Annotated in this window: 19 protein-coding genes; 17 read left to right on the top strand and 2 right to left on the bottom strand. The window is 42.8% G+C overall.

The annotated features are described in order from the left end of the window. Window positions 1-87 precede the first annotated feature (87 nt). On the bottom strand, window positions 88-1902 hold the full coding sequence (locus CXK86_RS27995; protein ID WP_076252705.1) for a sensor histidine kinase: 1815 nt from the start codon (window positions 1900-1902) through the stop codon (window positions 88-90). Between the two features lie 169 nt (window positions 1903-2071). On the opposite strand from CXK86_RS27995, the gene CXK86_RS28000 reads away from it, so the two are divergent. The 6 genes from CXK86_RS28000 to CXK86_RS28025 all read left to right on the top strand — a co-directional run bounded on the left by CXK86_RS28000 (window position 2072) and on the right by CXK86_RS28025 (window position 7958). After that, entirely contained in the window at window positions 2072-3034 is a 963-nt protein-coding gene (locus tag CXK86_RS28000) for an ABC transporter permease (protein WP_370511435.1), read from the top strand. Between the two features lie 16 nt (window positions 3035-3050). Then, window positions 3051-3923 (top strand): carbohydrate ABC transporter permease, encoded by an 873-nt coding sequence (locus CXK86_RS28005; protein WP_017689839.1) that lies wholly within the window; start codon window positions 3051-3053, stop codon window positions 3921-3923. A gap of 193 nt (window positions 3924-4116) precedes the next feature. Further along, window positions 4117-4773: a hypothetical protein gene (locus CXK86_RS28010; protein ID WP_076252703.1), complete on the top strand. Its 657-nt coding sequence runs from the start codon at window positions 4117-4119 to the stop codon at window positions 4771-4773. 42 nt (window positions 4774-4815) lie between these two features. Continuing rightward, window positions 4816-5283: a GNAT family N-acetyltransferase gene (locus tag CXK86_RS28015; protein WP_076252701.1), complete on the top strand. Its 468-nt coding sequence runs from the start codon at window positions 4816-4818 to the stop codon at window positions 5281-5283. 119 nt (window positions 5284-5402) lie between these two features. Then, entirely contained in the window at window positions 5403-7019 is a 1617-nt protein-coding gene (locus tag CXK86_RS28020; protein WP_076252750.1) for a xylulokinase, read from the top strand. 297 nt (window positions 7020-7316) lie between these two features. Next, window positions 7317-7958: a FusB/FusC family EF-G-binding protein gene (locus CXK86_RS28025; RefSeq protein ID WP_076252699.1), complete on the top strand. Its 642-nt coding sequence runs from the start codon at window positions 7317-7319 to the stop codon at window positions 7956-7958. Window positions 7959-8087: 129 nt separating this feature from the next. Here CXK86_RS28025 and CXK86_RS28030 read toward each other — a convergent pair whose 3' ends face one another. Continuing rightward, the gene (locus CXK86_RS28030; protein WP_076252697.1) at window positions 8088-8675 is read right to left on the bottom strand and encodes an NAD(P)H oxidoreductase; all 588 of its coding nucleotides are present in this window, start codon (window positions 8673-8675) and stop codon (window positions 8088-8090) included. Between the two features lie 244 nt (window positions 8676-8919). Between CXK86_RS28030 and CXK86_RS28035 the strand changes: the two genes are divergently transcribed. From CXK86_RS28035 to CXK86_RS32840, 11 genes are all read left to right on the top strand, one after another. After that, window positions 8920-9318, top strand: coding sequence for a winged helix-turn-helix transcriptional regulator (locus tag CXK86_RS28035; protein ID WP_036610505.1), 399 nt, complete (start codon window positions 8920-8922; stop codon window positions 9316-9318). Continuing rightward, window positions 9315-9809 (top strand): NUDIX hydrolase, encoded by a 495-nt coding sequence (locus CXK86_RS28040; RefSeq protein ID WP_083684651.1) that lies wholly within the window; start codon window positions 9315-9317, stop codon window positions 9807-9809. Before CXK86_RS28035 ends, CXK86_RS28040 begins: the two co-directional genes overlap by 4 nt. 60 nt (window positions 9810-9869) lie before the next feature. Continuing rightward, complete coding sequence (locus tag CXK86_RS28045; protein WP_144029839.1) at window positions 9870-10259, top strand: hypothetical protein; 390 nt, start codon at window positions 9870-9872, stop codon at window positions 10257-10259. 145 nt (window positions 10260-10404) lie between these two features. Beyond that, window positions 10405-10893 (top strand): hypothetical protein, encoded by a 489-nt coding sequence (locus tag CXK86_RS32830; protein ID WP_256720092.1) that lies wholly within the window; start codon window positions 10405-10407, stop codon window positions 10891-10893. Next, window positions 10782-11267 carry a DUF4085 family protein gene (locus CXK86_RS32835; protein WP_256720088.1) on the top strand — a complete coding sequence of 162 codons (486 nt, stop codon included), beginning with the start codon at window positions 10782-10784 and terminating at the stop codon, window positions 11265-11267. The genes CXK86_RS32830 and CXK86_RS32835 overlap by 112 nt, the downstream gene beginning before the upstream one ends. Before the next feature lie 318 nt (window positions 11268-11585). Further along, window positions 11586-11813, top strand: a complete 228-nt coding sequence (locus CXK86_RS32335) for a hypothetical protein (protein WP_180361891.1) — start codon at window positions 11586-11588, stop codon at window positions 11811-11813. A 38-nt stretch (window positions 11814-11851) separates the two neighbouring features. Further along, complete coding sequence (locus CXK86_RS28065; protein WP_076252687.1) at window positions 11852-12400, top strand: HAD-IIIA family hydrolase; 549 nt, start codon at window positions 11852-11854, stop codon at window positions 12398-12400. 130 nt (window positions 12401-12530) lie between these two features. After that, the gene (locus tag CXK86_RS28070) at window positions 12531-13394 is read left to right on the top strand and encodes a phosphotransferase (RefSeq protein ID WP_076252685.1); all 864 of its coding nucleotides are present in this window, start codon (window positions 12531-12533) and stop codon (window positions 13392-13394) included. Between the two features lie 70 nt (window positions 13395-13464). Beyond that, the gene (locus CXK86_RS28075) at window positions 13465-14010 is read left to right on the top strand and encodes a MepB family protein (protein WP_076252682.1); all 546 of its coding nucleotides are present in this window, start codon (window positions 13465-13467) and stop codon (window positions 14008-14010) included. A gap of 257 nt (window positions 14011-14267) precedes the next feature. Then, complete coding sequence (locus CXK86_RS28080; protein ID WP_083684648.1) at window positions 14268-14666, top strand: MerR family transcriptional regulator; 399 nt, start codon at window positions 14268-14270, stop codon at window positions 14664-14666. 40 nt (window positions 14667-14706) lie between these two features. After that, the gene (locus CXK86_RS32840) at window positions 14707-17208 is read left to right on the top strand and encodes a DUF6242 domain-containing protein (protein WP_257468239.1); all 2502 of its coding nucleotides are present in this window, start codon (window positions 14707-14709) and stop codon (window positions 17206-17208) included. The last annotated feature ends 2 nt before the right edge of the window (window positions 17209-17210 follow it).

Raw genomic sequence — 17210 nt, forward strand, 5'->3', positions numbered from 1 at the left:
TGGTGCTTGAAAGGCGAACGCTTTGCTTCTTCAGGTTTTTTCTGTCCTCTACGTTCACGTGTAAATGGTTCGTTCAAAATCAAATAGTCAACGTATATTATCGGTATTACCTTTATCGGAATCTGTATCCTCTTTTGGTATCTCCCAGATGATTTCGGTTCGGAATCCGCCAAGTGGGGATGGGCCGAATAGGAGGTAGGAGTGACTGCCGAACAGGTGCGTGATTCGTTGGTACGTATTCCAAAGGCCGCAGCCCATTTCTTCTTGTAAAGGTTCCTGCATCTTCAAGTTCAGCGCTTCGTACTGTTCCGGGCTTAAGCCAGGACCATCGTCGTCGATGTATATTCTGCCAAAACCATTCAATTGCTCCCCGGTAATTCGGATTTCCCCGGATGAATAGGACTTCGCCACGCCGTGTATGACGGAATTCTCAACCATCGGCTGAAGCATTAATCGTGGCACCGACTGGGAGAGCATATCCTCAGGGATATCGATGTGATACTCAATACGACCATTGCGCAGCTTCTGGATATCCAGATAGTTGATCAGCAGCTTAATCTCTTCTTGTAGCGACGACGTCTCCCGTTCCATACGGGTGGTGTAGCGATAATACGCACTTAGGTTATGCGCCATGGAGACGACAGCTTGCTCGTCCTTCATCTGAGCCATGTTGATGATATAACCAAGACAATTATATAGGAAATGCGGATTGATCTGCGCTTGTAATTGCTTCAGCGTAGCTTCCCGGGCTCTAATTTTCTCATGGAACACATTCTCGATCAGATCTTGAATCTGATGGGACATATCGTTGAATCGGCGGAACAGGAATGAGAACTCATTCTGGTTTTTGCTATACAGTCGGACAGAATAATCCCCTTGCTCTACACGGCGTAAGCCTTTAATTAGCTTTTTGATTGGATATTGAACATTTCGGTACAGCAGGATTGAAGCAGAGATGCCCACCACCAGCAGCAAAATCATACAGGTGTAGAACAGATTTTGACTCAGCGAGATGGGCTTCAAAATCTGATACAGTGGAATCACGTCAACCAGATGCCAATCCAGATAAGTGGACTTCACGGAACTAACCAGATAGTTCTTACCGTTCAGCTCTACGACATCCTGTGTAGTATCTTCCGGAGAATGCGTGTCCAGATACTGAATGAGTTCTGCGGATAATTGCTTGTCCGCGCTGCGATTGAGAATGGGGGAATTTCCTTTGTGATACAAGAAAGGATCGCCTTGTCCGCCCGCTTTATACGTATCCAGCATATTTTGAATGTTCTCGTAGCTGAAGCTGGCTTCAATCACCAGGTTACTTCCCGTGAGCATCCCCGGCTGTGCCAAGGAATCGGTATAGAACCAATAGAAGGAGTTCAGTTCGTCCTGTGATGCGGCACCCTGATCCCCATAGGTCCATCGTCCACTCATATTTTTTTTCAAATACGCCTCATCATACCCTGTCGTTTGATTGTAGTTAGCGATGACATCCTTATTCTGCTGTGAATGCACCGCATATCGGGTGGGCCATATATCCGTAACGCCGGTTTGCAGCATCATCTTCTCTTGTATCACATAACGGGTCTGCATCCGGTCGTACCGATCATCCCACATGTTGAGGCCGTTGAATGCTCTGACATTGGGGTCTCGGGAGAGAATCAGGCTGAAATCCATCATCTGATTGATGCGGGAGTCGATCTGACTGGACAGAAACGTGAGCTGTTTCGTGTTGGAGATCTGCAGTTCTTTGCTGACGACATCATAGGTGACGTTATTCGAGTAGGTGTACATGATTAGAATGGGGATGAACAAGACCACAATTAACAAGTTTATTTTGGCAAAAAGACTGAATGGGGATCTGGTTTTACCTTGAAAAGGCATTAAGCGCTTCCATATATACATGAAAAGTCTCCTTCTAATTCGTGTGTAAACTACCTCTTCTGATGATACCCTAACAAAACACTATCAAGCCTAACAATGTTATATAGCAGACCTCAGAATGGCTTGATACTATTTATATCAGAGAACCCGATCACACACAAAAACTTTTTTTGGGAACAGGAGAAGCGCTATGGAGGCTAAATTGGAGGGTAAGCGGATCCCGCAGGCAAACGTTGGGAACAAGCTGGATAAAAAGAGAAAAAAACGCTACAAACAGCCATGGATTCTGCACTTTATGGTGTTGCCGGCGGCCATTATGGTCTTTATATTTTCATACATTCCGATGTCCGGGATTTTGATGGCATTTCAGGATTATAAACCTGCACTGGGATTCTTTAATTCCGAATGGGTAGGACTAAAGCACTTCAGGTACATGTGGGAAAATGATTATTTCCTGCAAATTACGTGGAACACGTTATTTTTTGCCTGTACGAAGATCGTCATGAATCTGATAATTCCGTTTATCTTTGCCTTATTGCTCAATGAGGTACGGAAGATGGCGCTGAAAAGAACGATTCAAACGCTCGTGTATCTTCCACACTTTCTGTCTTGGGTTACGCTATCAGGCATTCTGATCGACATTCTGGCCCAGACGGGTATTGTCAATCAGTTCCTGGTTTCGGTATTCGGCATCAAACCGATCTTCTTCTTGGGGGATGGCAGCTGGTTCCGATTCACAATTATTGCGAGTGATGTCTGGAAAGAGTTTGGATTCAACACAATTATCTTCCTCGCGGCACTGTCTGGCATTAACCCTGCACTTTATGAAGCAGCTGAAGTAGATGGGGCAGGACGCTGGAAACAAACGATGTATATTACCATCCCGGCACTGATTCCCATTGGGATCGTAATCGCAACCTTGGCACTGGGTAATGTGCTTAACGCCAACTTTGACCAGATCTTTAACTTATATAGTCCGTTGATTTATCAACAAGGAGATATTATCGATACGTTTGTGTACAGAGAAGGTCTGCTTAGTGGGCAGTTCAGTTTCGCTACCGCCGTGAATCTGTTCAAATCGGTCATCAGCCTGATCCTGATTGTGATCTCGTACCGACTGGCTTACCGATTCGCCGGATATCGAATTTTCTAGAAAGGATGACAAACGAATGTACCATAAAACGATGCCTTACCGCATATTCAGCATATTCAACAATGTGTTATTGACCATCCTTTCACTGCTCTGCTTGCTGCCTTTGTATCACTTGCTCATGGTATCACTTAGCGCATCTGCACCTGCCAATGCGGGTCTCGTAACGTTCTGGCCAATTGGATTTACACTGGAGGCGTATGCCAAGACATTTGCCAATACCAACTTCCTCTCTTCCTTATGGGTATCTGTGGAGCGGACGGTACTTGGTACTGGACTTGCGTTAATCGTCAATACGATTGCAGCCTATGCGCTTTCCAAAGAGACGCGGGTGTTCCGCGCACGTAACATCTATCTATGGTATTTTGTCATCACGATGCTGTTCAGCGGTGGCCTCATTCCGGGGTACATCCTGATTCTGAAGCTGGGACTGATGAACACATTGCTGGCCTTGATCCTGCCAGGATTGGTTGCAGTGTTTAACATCATTCTGTTGCTGAATTTCTTCCGTACCGTTCCGAAGGATCTGGAAGAAGCGGCATTTATCGATGGCGCAGGGCACTTTAAGACGTTTATCAAAATCTATCTGCCTGTCTCGGTACCCGTTATTGCAACGGTTTCGCTCTTCATGATGGTTGGGCATTGGAACGCATACTTTGACGGAATCATCTACATCCGTGATGCGGAAAAGCTGCCACTTGCGACTTTCATGCAGACGATCATCGTGCAGGCCGATATGTCGAAGCTTGATCCAGAAGCGGTGAAGAACCTGTCCCAACGGACCATTCGGGCTTCGCAGATCTTTATTAGCGCACTGCCGATCCTGCTCGTGTATCCGTTCCTGCAACGGTATTTCGTGACTGGGATTGTTGTAGGTGCTGTGAAAGAGTAGTTGAATGTAGGGAATGAATAGGATTGCAAAATGGAGTCACTGAACTGGGGAAGGCCAGGGAGGTGGCTTCTTTTTTGTGTATGGATAAAGAAGGTTGCATATATGTAGTGTATTACCTTTATTTGAATAAAATGGTACGATGATAGCTGATTGAAAGTTATCTTTATTATTCATATCAGAGGGTGTGTACGAAGTGAAAAAAATGATAATCGTTACTCTTGCTTTGTCGTTAGTAAGCGCTTCTCTTGCTTTTGCAGCGACAAGCGCACCACAGAAGATAAGTATATTTTTGAATGGAAAAGAACTAAAGACCAGGGCAGGGACAGAAGTCAAAATAATTGACAATCATGCTTATATCCCGGCCAGTGTTCTTCGTGATGCAAGATTTGCGGTAGAGTATAAGAACTCCAATCTTAATCTAGTGAATAGCTATTCTCATTACACTAAAAATTTAATAGAGATGCATCTTTCCAATCATGAATTTACAAGCAAATTCAACAAGATCGAGCAAGAAGTGGTTGATGTTCTTAGTAAAGTGATATTAGAAGAGCAAGTTGACATCTCCAGATTACAACAGTTAATAAAGGAAGCCGAATTTAAGGGCTGGATCCGTCCAGAGGTGTTTACTCCAGTACAAGACTATAATTCATTTGATTTTTCTGATGCGGGTTATAGTGTGGAATCATATAAAAAAGCGAGTACTGAGTTAATAGCCTATGTTCATACCGGGGACAAGGAAAGATTAAAGTCTTTCCACGAAGAGAGAAAAAAGGCGCTTGAGTATTACGATTCTTACACATATATGTATGATCGTATTTTTAAATTGAGCTATATTAGTGCAACAAAATAGGAAGAGAATAGTAATGATGATAAGTGCGGGAGGGAATTCAAAATGGAATTTAGAAGAATAACTTGGGATAATTTTATCGAATGTATTGAACTTAAAGTCACTCCAGACCAACAAAGGTTCATATCCTCGAACCAACATGCACTTGCTGAAGCGTACGTTGCCTCAGATGAGGGGCAGATTATTATTACTTTTGCAGTCTATAAGGAAGACAATATGGTAGGTTTTATTTCGATGTACTATGATGACGGGGATGGCAATTTTGATTATAGCAGTTATGGCATCTTCAAGATGATGATTGACCAGCGATATCAAGGTAAGGGATATGGTAAAGAAATGGTAGTAAAAGCAATTGAGTATGCGAGGACTTTCCCACGTGGAAAAGCCAAAGTTGTAGAACTCACCTACAAACCTGAAAATGTCGTTGCGAAGAAAATTTATGACTCTCTTGGTTTTATTCAAACTGGTGAAATATTGGCATGTGGCGAAGTACAGGCGGTATTAACTTTGTAATTGTCCGTTACAGCTCCAATCCTGCTCTTTCTTCATGAAATTTACACCTTGATTTGGCTATTCAAATCACCTATTTCCGAATTGGGCGAATTCCAAATTGAGAGAGGATGAATACGATGATGGATCAAAACTTGAAACAAGCAATAGTCAGGGGAGAAACTTCGCTAGGCATTGAATTTGGATCCACACGAATCAAAGCTGTACTCATAGATCACCATTTTAATACCATCTGTTCCAGCAGTTATGAGTGGGAAAATCAATTGATTGGCGGTTACTGGACTTACCATATCGATGAAATGATTCATGGGTTGAAACAAACTTATCATCAATTAAAGCAAGAGATTGAAAAAAAATATGGCGTAACGATACAAAAAATTGGCTCAATCGGATGTTCTGCTATGATGCAGGGTTATATTGCACTTGATCAAAATGGGGAGTTATTGGTTCCGTTTCGTACATGGCGTAATGCCACAACGGGGAAGGCTGCATCAGAGCTAACCGAGAAATTCCAGACTAAAATTCCAGAGCGCTGGAGCATCGCACATTTGTATCAAGCGATTTTGAACGGAGAAGAGCATGTTACGAACATCAATTATATTACGACGTTATCGGGTTACATACATCGGCTGTTAACTGGCAGTAAAGCTATTGGTATAGGGGATGCCTCAGGTATGTTCCCAATTGATGAATCCACACTGGAATACCATGAAGATATGTTGAAGAAGTTTGACGATATAATTGCCGACAAAGGCTACACGTGGAATCTTAAAGATATTTTACCTAAAGTGTACACTGCAGGTGAACATGCCGGATATCTTAGTGAAGCTGGTGCCCGACTGTTAGATCCATCAGGTAACTTGGAATCCAATATTCCACTTTGCCCTCCGGAAGGCGATGCTGGAACAGGCATGGTTGCTACGAATAGTGTCCAAAAACGTACGGGCAACATTTCCGTAGGTACATCGATTTTTGCCATGATTGTATTAGATAAAAACCTATCTAGGGTATACCCTGAGATTGACATCGTGACTACACCTGATGGCAATCCTGTGGCTATGGTTCTTGCGAATAACTGCTCCAGCGATATTAATGCCTGGGTCGACTTGTTCCGTGAGTTTTATGAGGCGATGGGACAGAAGCCCGATATGAACCAGTTATTCAGTGTGTTGTTCAATGAAGCACTGAAAGCTGACGCTGATGGCGGTGGCTTACTGAGCTATGGCTACTATTCAGGCGAGAACATTACAGGAATTGCAAAAGGTCGTCCATTGTTCGTACGTTCTCCAGAGAGCCGCTTCAACCTGGCAAACTTTATGAGAGTCCATCTGTTTGCTGCGTTTGCTGCACTAAGGCTCGGGCTGGATATTCTCACACAGAAGGAGCACGTAACGATTGAGCACATTTGGGCGCATGGGGGATTGTTCAAAACCCCACGAGTCGCTCAAAAAATATGCGCATCCGCACTGAATATTCCCGTGTCGGTCATGTCTACCGCTGGTGAAGGTGGCGCATGGGGAATGGCTATTTTGGCTTCCTACATGGTTAATAAGCAACAGCACGATAGTTTGGCGGATTACCTTACCACTAAGGTGTTTATTGATGCAGAAGGACAAGAGGTTTCTCCAAATAGCGCGGATGTGAATGGATTTGCCTTGTTCATGGAGCGTTACACGGAAGGACTGGCCATTGAGCAGTCAGCGGTAGATCATTTCTTGGAAAATGGGAAGAAAGCCTAAGATGTAATTATATTTCTTGAACAGAGGAAATTGGAACGAAGCCCGTTGCCTACACTATGCAGCCCTGCTATAATTTCGATATATCTATCGTATTGGGGGTTATGACGTGGCAATATGGATGATGCCGGATTGCTCGTTCGCTAGAAAGCCTTATGCAAAGCCTGAATAGGGGCGGACTTTGTGTAGGGCGCGACAAAATGAGATTGTTTGCCCTGGAATCAACATCAACATAATGTTACATCCCGCAGGCTTTGCACCTTACTTTATTTTCTTAATAAATATAAGGGGCTGAAAGCCATGCAAACACCATTTATTCAAAATCATCAATTTAATTATATTCAAAAACAAACTGATTTCCTGCTGAAAACGCTACGCTCGGTTGTGGATCCAAAAGTATTGGAAACTGTCCGTTATACGGTCGGCACAAATGCGGTGAGCATCTTCGATGAACTCACTCAGGAGCAGAAGCAACTGCTGGAGCAGTTATCCACGTATGAGACGACACATGAATTGCAGACCTATCTGAACCAGCTCGAATCATATCTGATTCCATATCCGCAAGTATCAGCGAAGCAGATTCAGAAGCTTTTTCCAAAGGCCAAGAAGCTCAAAGTGCCCGATCTCGAATCCATCGATTACGCACACACAACCTATCTGAGATGGACTGACATTGCGACGAGCCGTTTGTTCATCGTGTACCCGTACGAAGGCAGATTCCTCGGTATTGAGGGACGGATTACACCTACGAACAAAAAGGGGTACTGCATGTTCTGTCATCGTCATCAGGAGCTCGGATTCTTCAACGTGAAGACCAAGGCTCATTCGCCGGATAACTTTTCTTCCATTGCCCAGTACGTATGCATGGATAACACAGCTTGCAACCATAGTATTACCGATATCACTATGCTGGAGAAGTTTCTTCTCTCGACAGTAAAATAATGCAAGACACACAGGCAGGGTCGCTCTTCGGAGCGACCTTTTTGCCGTGTTCAAGTATAGTAATCCGCTATTGAACGTACCACAAAACTTCAGAATTCATATTCGGGTCATACCTTTTTTCTCATACGATCATGAAGTCGGAATATCGTTGGCATAGTTCAGTCCCAAGTGATGTGCATGGTTCAGCAGTGCCTCATAATGCTCAGGCTTGGATTCCAACGTTTCATATAAGTACTCAACCCTCGATTGGGACACGCCGCAGTAATCGGCAATCCCCACATTGAGCAGGTTGGCGATCGATTGACCATAGTTGCGCTTATGCATCTGTTCTTCCGTCACACCCGAAAGAGCGATCCACAATATCTGCTGATGAGAGAGCTTGTTCGCGCCGTAGGCAAATCCGTTGTTCATGACACGATCCACATAACCTTTCAACATGGCTGGCAGATGCCACCACCAGAGAGGAAACACAAAAGCCACAGCATCGTGTTTCTTCAACCGCTTCATCTCCGTTTCAACCTCAGGCGAGAACACCTGATTTTCTTGGGTATAGTCTGGTTCATCCATCTCTCGGAGAATTGGGTCGAAGCCAATCCCATGCAAATCCAATATCTCATAACCGTGACCGGCATCGGTAAGACCCTGTGCAAAACGTTGAGCTACCTGAAAGGTCAAGGAGTCTTTTCTTGGGTGGGATACTACAACGAGTACGTTCATCTTATCTTTCACTACCTTTCTGGATTCCAGTCTTGTAGCCATAAATCAGTGGCTGATGCTATTATAAACAGGTATGAAAACATCTGGAAGTACGCACTTTGATGTTCTATAGGAAGAATGAAGTGCCATAGGAACATCAAAGTACCCTAAATGAATGCCTTGAAATAGATTTGAATAATGGAAAAAATAGCAGAAAAAAAGATCATGCTTCACCTTGATAGCCTATTTATGGAGGGGTTCAAAAATGACAGAACATGGAGAAACGAGTGCTCCAAAAAAATATAAAGTAGGCGTGGAAGCGGCCTTGGAAGTAATGGGTGGGAAGTGGAAGCCTTTGATTATTTATCATTTGATGACCGGACGGAAACGTACGTCGGAGCTTCGGCGGTTAATACCGGACATTACGCAAAAGATGCTGACAACACAGCTCAGAGGACTTGAAAAGGATGAGATCATACAGCGCAAGGTATATTCAGAGGTACCTCCCAAAGTGGAATATGAGTTGACGGACTACGGCTGGGGACTCAAGCCTGCCCTGGACCATTTGTGTTATTGGGGAGAAGAGCATCTGGATAAAATCCACGGAGATAAGTTTAAAGTTTTGGAGGACTTCGATTCTGAAGAGAAGGGGGCGAGAAATTGAATGGTGCGGAGCACGTGAAACAGGTAGTCCCTATTCGTTGTGAAGGCGTGGCTGTAGTTCTGTTGAAGAAAAGCCTCGATCAATACCGTGTACTGATGTTGAAGCGGGCTGGTCGTATGTTGCATAACGAGTGGTGTTATGTTGGCGGCGGGATAGAAAAGGGCGAGAAGGCATGGGAAGCTGCACTCAGAGAAGTTCATGAGGAAACAGGTATTACCGAAGTCCGGTTGTATTCTGCCAATCAATTCGAACAATATTATTCACCCATGGGGGAGTATATCTATACCGCTCCCGTATTCGTAGGATATGTGGATGAAAGCCAGGTTGTCAGGTTAAATCATGAACATACCGAGTACCAATGGATGACGTTTGACGAAGCTAAAGAAAATGCGGCATTGCCTGGGATTGATAACATTTTGGATTTTGTTGAAAAGCATTTTGCCAGAAAAGCCCCTTCCGAGTGGCTTCGGATTAATGAAGAGAATAATTAGGAGGTGGAACTCATCACATACAAGACGATTTATCCAAGAGCATGGTTGAGCCTATTATGTATGTTGGTCATTGAAGCTATGTTTTTCAGAAATATTATTTATGATGAAAATGGTATTATGAAGTACTTCCTGATCGTTATATTGACCTTTATTCTCGGTTATATCGTTTTTCTGCTCTGGCGTTTGTTTTTCACTAAACCCAGTATTACGCTGGAAAGCGATCATGTGATTTCTATGAAACATCAGAGATATGATGCATCTCAGATTGAGTGTATTTATATGAATTACAGACGGATTGGCATCAAACTCTATGGTAAACGGTTAGTACCGATGGATCTATGTTTTTACTTTCAACGAGGTCAGGAATCCGCAGGCGTAGAAGCTGTGCATGAATGGGCGGCGCGAAACGACAAAGAGATCAAACATAAATTTTTTCAAACCGTGGGGTAGACCAGTACGTCTGTTGAGTATAAGGAATCGTTAGGGCTGAAGATTTTGGAGGAGTAGCGATGCAAACAATAGAGCAGTTTCTAACGAGATCAGGTCTATGCTTCAATAGCAAAGTAGATTCTATAAATCAGCAGGAGAGATGCATATGAAATATTTAACAAAAGAATGGTATGAGCTTTGTCAGCAGACACATCTTCATTTTGGTTTAAGAGTACATAACGGAGCTTACGAGTCAGATGAGGATCTATTTTTAAGGCTGTATAAAAGAAAGGAAAAAGCACATGTGAAGCAGGAGCGAGAGCAATATAACTTGGACCCACGTTTCATGCTGGAGCATGATGGTCAAGTACTTACTCGCGTAGACAAAGCTTTCGGTGAGGAAGAAGTGACTGAAGAGGATCAGATCGTATTTCACATGCCTCCGGAAGAACGAGCGCATATAGAGAAACTCATTGCAGAATATGATGTACGTCCTCCGTTTGATGAGAAGAAATGTAAGGAAGAGTACAAAGAATCGATGGAGTGGAATTTTCAATACAAGGCGGAGAATTACCACAGGAAATCGTTGAACAAATTGCGGATATCCGTGTATTTACGTTGGGTTATTGCACGAGAGAAGTTATGCTCCAGCTGAATAAACAGAGTGTAGAGAATAGAAGAGAAATGGAACGCATATCGAAAGAATTTAGAGAAGTGATGATGGCACAGGATATTACAGATGAAATACATGGGCGGATTCAATACCATGATTGTACAGTGACAGAACTGCTGACGGGTGGTGAGGTGGTCATTCGTTTTGACACCCGTGGGGGCTTCACCAATATAAATAAACTTACGCTGGTTGCGTCCGAAATCATCAAGCAAGACGGTGGGATTGTAGGCAGTTACTGGCTATATCAAGAGCTGTATCGGATGGATAACGGATATGAGCTTCATGTTTTATTTGATGGTGCGAATATGCCTGAATTGATTGTTCGCTGTGCTGACATTCTCGTAGAGGTAGAATGAGAGAGGCCAAGAGGATGAATATGGAGGGAATAGAGATGGAATGGACCACCAGTACCTTTGGTTATTTATCTACTCCCGTATTTGTCGTGGGCATTGCATGTTACTTCTTTCCTGATTTTCTATACAAAATATTTGTCCTGATAAGATATCGAGAAATAAAACCGAATTACGAGTTTGAAGATAACCCTCCTAACAGTGATATCCCTAAACATATCGAAATAATATTAAAAGTACTAGGCACCATAATGGTTATACTAGGGACCATATGGTTTTGGTTTTCGAAAGAGTTTTATAACTTATTATTTTGACAGCAAGGAGTTGGACACCATTTTTGAATTTATCTGGACTGTAGTGATCTCAATTATAAGTTTAATTGTCGTTCTTATCTTTGCTGCAATTGTACGTTATGCGATAGATTCATCCAAAACATCGAAAAAGCTGGATGTATTGATCAAAGAAGTACACTATCTGAAAACTGAAATTAAAAAAATGCAACACCATAAGCAGCAAGATGGTAGCAAGCATATTATTGACGAAAAAGTATAGATGAACGACTTGAAATTTTTCTAAGAAGGGAACGGACCATGATGAAACCACAGGGAAACGTACAAGCTGTTTTTATAGACAGAGATGGAACAATTGGTGGTACAGGTCATTTTATTCATCCGAGAGATTTCAGATTATACCCCAATGCTCAAGAAGCAATTATGCATTTAAAGCGAGAAGGAATTATGGTACTGGCTTTTACAAATCAATATCGAATCTCACGTGGAGAAGCAAGTGTTGAGGATTTTGAAGAGCAATTTCGTGAGTATGGATTTGATCACTCCTATATATGTCCGCATGAGCAAGAATGCAGTTGCAGAAAGCCCAAACCCGGAATGTTATTACGGGCATCAGAGGAATACGGTCTGGATCTATCCAAATGCATCGTTATTGGAGATGTAGGAGATACAGATATGCTTGCTGCCCATGCCGTAGGAGCGATCAAGATCATGGTGAGAACAGGCTGGGGAGAATCTTCATTAACGAAATTCAGAGACAAATGGACGGAGACCGAGCCTGATTATATCGCAGAAGATATTTGGGATGCAGTACAATGGGTCATTCATGGAAGTGAATTCAGAAAATAATTTTTAGCGCCAACCAAGAAGAACGAGCCCATTTTGAAAGATAAGCCACTGTGCGATTGAAATCTAAACTCACCTTATGTTTACCATTTACCAAATGAATTCAGATCCTAGTTATTATGAGGAGAACCATATGTTAATTAATCCAACGATTAATGAGATCAATGACTTATTCAAGATGCATTCTATCAACGAAGAAATATCTGAAATTCAAAGTTTGTCAGGTACCACAGCTGGACGTATTTATCGGTTGAGTACGGGTCTGAACAGGCACTATATTCTGAAATCAGATGAACCCGAACAGATTCACATCGCCCAGCAGTTTTTGGATACGTATAAGAATTCTTCGTTATTGCCTGAAGTTTTGTACACTGACCCGGCTAACACTTATTTTATCTATACGTATATGGAAGGTACGACCCATTTCAACCGGGGCCTGAAGAGAGAATGGTTAACTCGTCTGGTGAAAGAGTTATTCAATACATATGTGCTTTCTACAGATACGAAATCATGGGGCAGAATAGAGCTCCCGCAGAGGACATGGAAAGAATTCAATCAGATTAGTATTCATGAAGCAAAGATGAATATCGGAAGTGTTTTAACGACAGATGATTATAATCTGGTTCAATCCAAAGTGGATCGTCTTTTTCATGAGGAAGAAGAAAAATTTCTTTTACATGGCGATACGGGGGTTCATAATTTTGTATATGATCAAAATGAACTCATCGGCGTTATTGACCCATCTCCAATGGTTGGACCTATCCTCTATGATTTCTTGTATGCTTTTAGCTCTTCGCCGGATGATATCAACACCGAAACATTATTTGCTACGTTCGAACTTTTAGAGCAAGTAGATATGGATAAATCCAGATTGATAGAGGAAGCTCTGGTCCATCTATATTGCCGAATTGGGCTGAGTAACAAGCATCATCCTGATGATCTGCCTGAGTATTTGAAGGCTTGGCATGAATGGAAACGACTATGTCATGAATTTTGAACTAGCAAAGCTTTAAAGCTATTGCAAATGCCGTAGTTCAGACTATACAAGACAGGAGAGATATCACAAGTTGGATAACAAAAATAGTTTGCATAGTCCGAATGGATGGACCTCCGATATGCTTCATGGCGACTTACTTGCCAGTAAAGAACTTATCTATGACAAGTGTGGCTTTATCTGCTCACAACCATATGAAGAAGCACAAAATGCTGAATATGGTGCATATGTGTTCACCATTCGATTTCGCGTCGCAAAAACCACCCCAACCAAGATTGGACAATTTGTTACCCTGTGGCAGCGGAGTGAGGATGGATCGACACAGCCAAATGATGGATCAGATTCAGCAGATGTGTATGTCATTAGTACGCGCATAGGTAGCCACTTTGGTCAATTTGTATTTCCGAAGCATGTATTGTTACAGCGAGATATCCTATCGGATCAAGGCAAAGGTGGCAAGCGCGCAATACGTGTATATCCGCCTTGGGACAAACCAACAAGTAAACAGGCTCTAAAAACGCAGCAATGGCAGCTGGAATACTTCTTGGAAGTACCTTTTACCGAACCATTGAACTGTGATCAAGCCCGGGTACTTTATGGCACCAAACGATTGAAGTAAGTGATAAAGTAGCCCAGCATCTCCAAACTCTTCTCCTCTGAATATCAGCTTGTCACCGATCTTTTCGTCATATCTCCTCTAATCGTTATTTCCCAGTACTGAAGCATGTGTTATGTCCTCCATTTGTTAGAATAGTGAACGTCAGTTCAGTTGATTTTTTTGAAATTTGTGCTTGCCTTAATGTGAACATTAAGCCTTAGGATGTAAAAAAACCGGCCAAATGCATCCAAAATGAATATAAAGGTGGAGTCAGCAGTATGGCTTTCTCGATAAAAGAAGCTTCGGAGCAGCTGGGTTGTCCTGCACATAAAATTCGTTACTACGAGAAGGAGGGAATGCTCCCTTACATTCAACGGGATCAACATAGAAATCGGATGTTCGAGGAAGAACATCTGGATTGGATGAGACTGATGTCCTGTTTCAGGGCAACGGGTATGAAAGTATCTACACTGAAACAGATGGTTAGTCTGGCACTGGACGGGGATTCAACGATTCCACAACGGAAAGCGATCCTTCACGAATATAAGCGCCATAATTATGAATTGTATGGCGTTTTTTGGCATTTTCGGCTGGGAAAACAAAAAACGCATGTTCAGAATCGGTTCAGAATCGTTTGTTATAATTCACGTGAAGTTTCAAATTTTAAATGTAAATGAGGAGGAACATGATTTGAAGGGGAGCATAGGGGGCAAAAAGATGGCATCTTTCAAACGAGGGCTAGTGATTATGCTGGCATTTTTGATAATGGTGGCATTCATGACACAAAATTCTGCGCAAGCTGTTTCTGGCGAATGGGAACAGGTGAGTCCATTCCCTACGGCTAATTCGATTAGTGCTGTAGCCTATGGCAACAATAAATTTGTCGCTGTGGGACGAAATCAAGTAATTATCACTTCCACTGATAGTAAGAATTGGATAGTCTCGGACCATCCACAAGCAGTGAATTCCAATCTAGCAAGTATCATCTACGGTAATGGCAGATTTGTCGCAGTTGGATCAAGTGGTTTGATAGTAACCCTAGTAGACGGTGAAACTCAATGGAAAATTCAGAGACAGAATATCACCTCTTACGCTATAACTAGCGTTGTATTTGCCAACGGGAAGTTCGTAGCAGTAGGGGCCAATGGAATTGTTATGACATCCACAGACGGGATAACTTGGACGGGGCAGCCAGTAACCAGTACATATCATATGGGTGTTACTTACGGCAAGAATAAGTTTGTTGGTGTCGGGCAAAGAGGATCTGTGATCCAATCTGCCGATGGAACTACTTGGAGCACAGCAACAGTCAACAATACCTATATGTTTAATGGAGTAACTTATGGCAATAACAAATTTGTAGCTGTTGGTCAAGGTGGTTTGATTGCCACATCCAGTGATGGTAACAGTTGGACAACCGCAATCAGCAATTCCACGGTCACGTTTAACACAGTGACTTATGACAACCTTAATAACTTATATGTAGCAGTCGGTGGAGGAGGCACCATTGTGACCTCAGCTAACGGAACGAACTGGACAGTTCAAACCACAGGTACTATAAAGGATCTTAATGGTGTTTTTGCTAGGGATGGTCTCATTTTTGCTGTTGGTTACAGTGGTGTGATCTTAACCTCTAATAATGGAATGACTTGGACAGATCAGTTGAGGGGAACAGCTGCAGGTCTTGAAAGCCTGACTTATGGCAATGGCATATTTGTTGCAGCTGGTTATGAAATGATAGGATCGACGAGTCTGATAGGTGCAATTTACACATCTGAAGATGGACAAAATTGGGTAAACCGAAAAAAGGCAGTTTTTCCGTATAAACGAGATTATATCAGTAGTGTTAGCTATGGTAACGGCAAATTCATAGCCGTAGGGTATAAAGAACTTTCCGGACTCTCCAATACTGGGCTTATTATGACCTCATCTAACGGAGTATCTTGGACAGAGCAATTATTAGATGAAGGGACACTCTTGGATAGCGTATATGGTGATCATCAATATGTGACTGTAGGGGCTTTTGGCAAAATAATGACTTCACCGGATGGTGAAACTTGGACGAGCCGAACAAGTGGAGTGTCAGTTCCGCTTACTGACATTAGTTATGGAAATGGTTTATATGTTGCCGTAGGCGGGAGTACAGTTGTGACATCGCCTGATGGGGTTACATGGAAGGAACAACCGAGTGACTCTTCAAGGTATATATATGATATCGCATACGGTAACGGTTTGTTTATTGCCGTTGGACCAAGTGGAAAAATCATCACTTCTTCCAACGGGGAAAACTGGAGTACTGTAACGAGTACGGTAAATAATGTGCTTCAAGGTATACATTATGACATGAATGGATTTAAGGCTACTGGTAACTCTGGAGTCCTGCTTACTTCACCGGATGGTATCACTTGGACCAAGCAAATAAGCGGGACAAAGGTTGATCTGCGCGGCAGCATCTCAAGCGGAAGCGAGGATGTAGTGATAGGTTTGGATGGACTTATTTTGCGGAAATCGGTTATGAACAGCACGATCGATCCTACAACCGCTTCTTTTGACAAAAACAGTTCATCTGCAGATTACAAGGATATTGAAACAGAAGTCGTCTTAAATGGGAATGAATTCACTGGAATTGAAAATGGAGCCGAGAAGCTCGTATTGGACAGCGATTACAAGATGGTTGCGGGTACTGTGACGATCCGTAAGGAGTATTTGGTCAAACAAGCAGAAGGAACAATAGACCTGAACTTTACCTTTAGTACAGGGGCTACACAGAAGCTGGTAGTTACAATTAATAACACTACACCAAAGGTCGTGACGGTTAGCTACTTACAAGGAGAGCATGGGACAATCGACGGCACGAGCGAGCAGGTAGAGATTGGCGGACATCCAGTAAACGTGCCTACAGTCACGCCTGCTAAGGGGTACCATTTTGCAGGATGGAGCAGCGATGGTGGCATCACTAAGCTTAGTAGTCATGAAGTAGGTACATCCACAGTAACAGCTAATGTAACGTATACTGCACAATACACGGTGTTTGTCATGGGAGATGCAGATGGCGACGGTAAAGTGACTGCTGCTGATGCACTTTTGTTAACCAAATACATGAAAGGCAAGATTACACTTACGCCGGAGCAATTGCACGCGCTTGATATGAATGGTGATGGGAAATGGGACGATGAGGATGTCAAAGCGATTCTTGCCATCGCCATAGGAAAGGGTTGATA

The sequence above is a fragment of the Paenibacillus sp. BGI2013 genome (assembly GCF_002843485.1).
Lineage (GTDB): Bacteria > Bacillota > Bacilli > Paenibacillales > Paenibacillaceae > Paenibacillus > Paenibacillus amylolyticus.

Coding starts and splice junctions, on each gene's coding strand:
- CXK86_RS27995 (WP_076252705.1), bottom strand. CDS start 1,902: ATGTATATATGGAAGCGCTTAATGCCTTTTCAAGGTAAAACCAGATCC.
- CXK86_RS28000 (WP_370511435.1), top strand. CDS start 2,072: ATGGAGGCTAAATTGGAGGGTAAGCGGATCCCGCAGGCAAACGTTGGG.
- CXK86_RS28005 (WP_017689839.1), top strand. CDS start 3,051: ATGTACCATAAAACGATGCCTTACCGCATATTCAGCATATTCAACAAT.
- CXK86_RS28015 (WP_076252701.1), top strand. CDS start 4,816: ATGGAATTTAGAAGAATAACTTGGGATAATTTTATCGAATGTATTGAA.
- CXK86_RS28020 (WP_076252750.1), top strand. CDS start 5,403: ATGGATCAAAACTTGAAACAAGCAATAGTCAGGGGAGAAACTTCGCTA.
- CXK86_RS28025 (WP_076252699.1), top strand. CDS start 7,317: ATGCAAACACCATTTATTCAAAATCATCAATTTAATTATATTCAAAAA.
- CXK86_RS28030 (WP_076252697.1), bottom strand. CDS start 8,675: ATGAACGTACTCGTTGTAGTATCCCACCCAAGAAAAGACTCCTTGACC.
- CXK86_RS28035 (WP_036610505.1), top strand. CDS start 8,920: ATGACAGAACATGGAGAAACGAGTGCTCCAAAAAAATATAAAGTAGGC.
- CXK86_RS28045 (WP_144029839.1), top strand. CDS start 9,870: ATGTTGGTCATTGAAGCTATGTTTTTCAGAAATATTATTTATGATGAA.
- CXK86_RS32830 (WP_256720092.1), top strand. CDS start 10,405: ATGAAATATTTAACAAAAGAATGGTATGAGCTTTGTCAGCAGACACAT.
- CXK86_RS28065 (WP_076252687.1), top strand. CDS start 11,852: ATGATGAAACCACAGGGAAACGTACAAGCTGTTTTTATAGACAGAGAT.
- CXK86_RS28070 (WP_076252685.1), top strand. CDS start 12,531: ATGTTAATTAATCCAACGATTAATGAGATCAATGACTTATTCAAGATG.
- CXK86_RS28080 (WP_083684648.1), top strand. CDS start 14,268: ATGGCTTTCTCGATAAAAGAAGCTTCGGAGCAGCTGGGTTGTCCTGCA.
- CXK86_RS32840 (WP_257468239.1), top strand. CDS start 14,707: ATGGCATCTTTCAAACGAGGGCTAGTGATTATGCTGGCATTTTTGATA.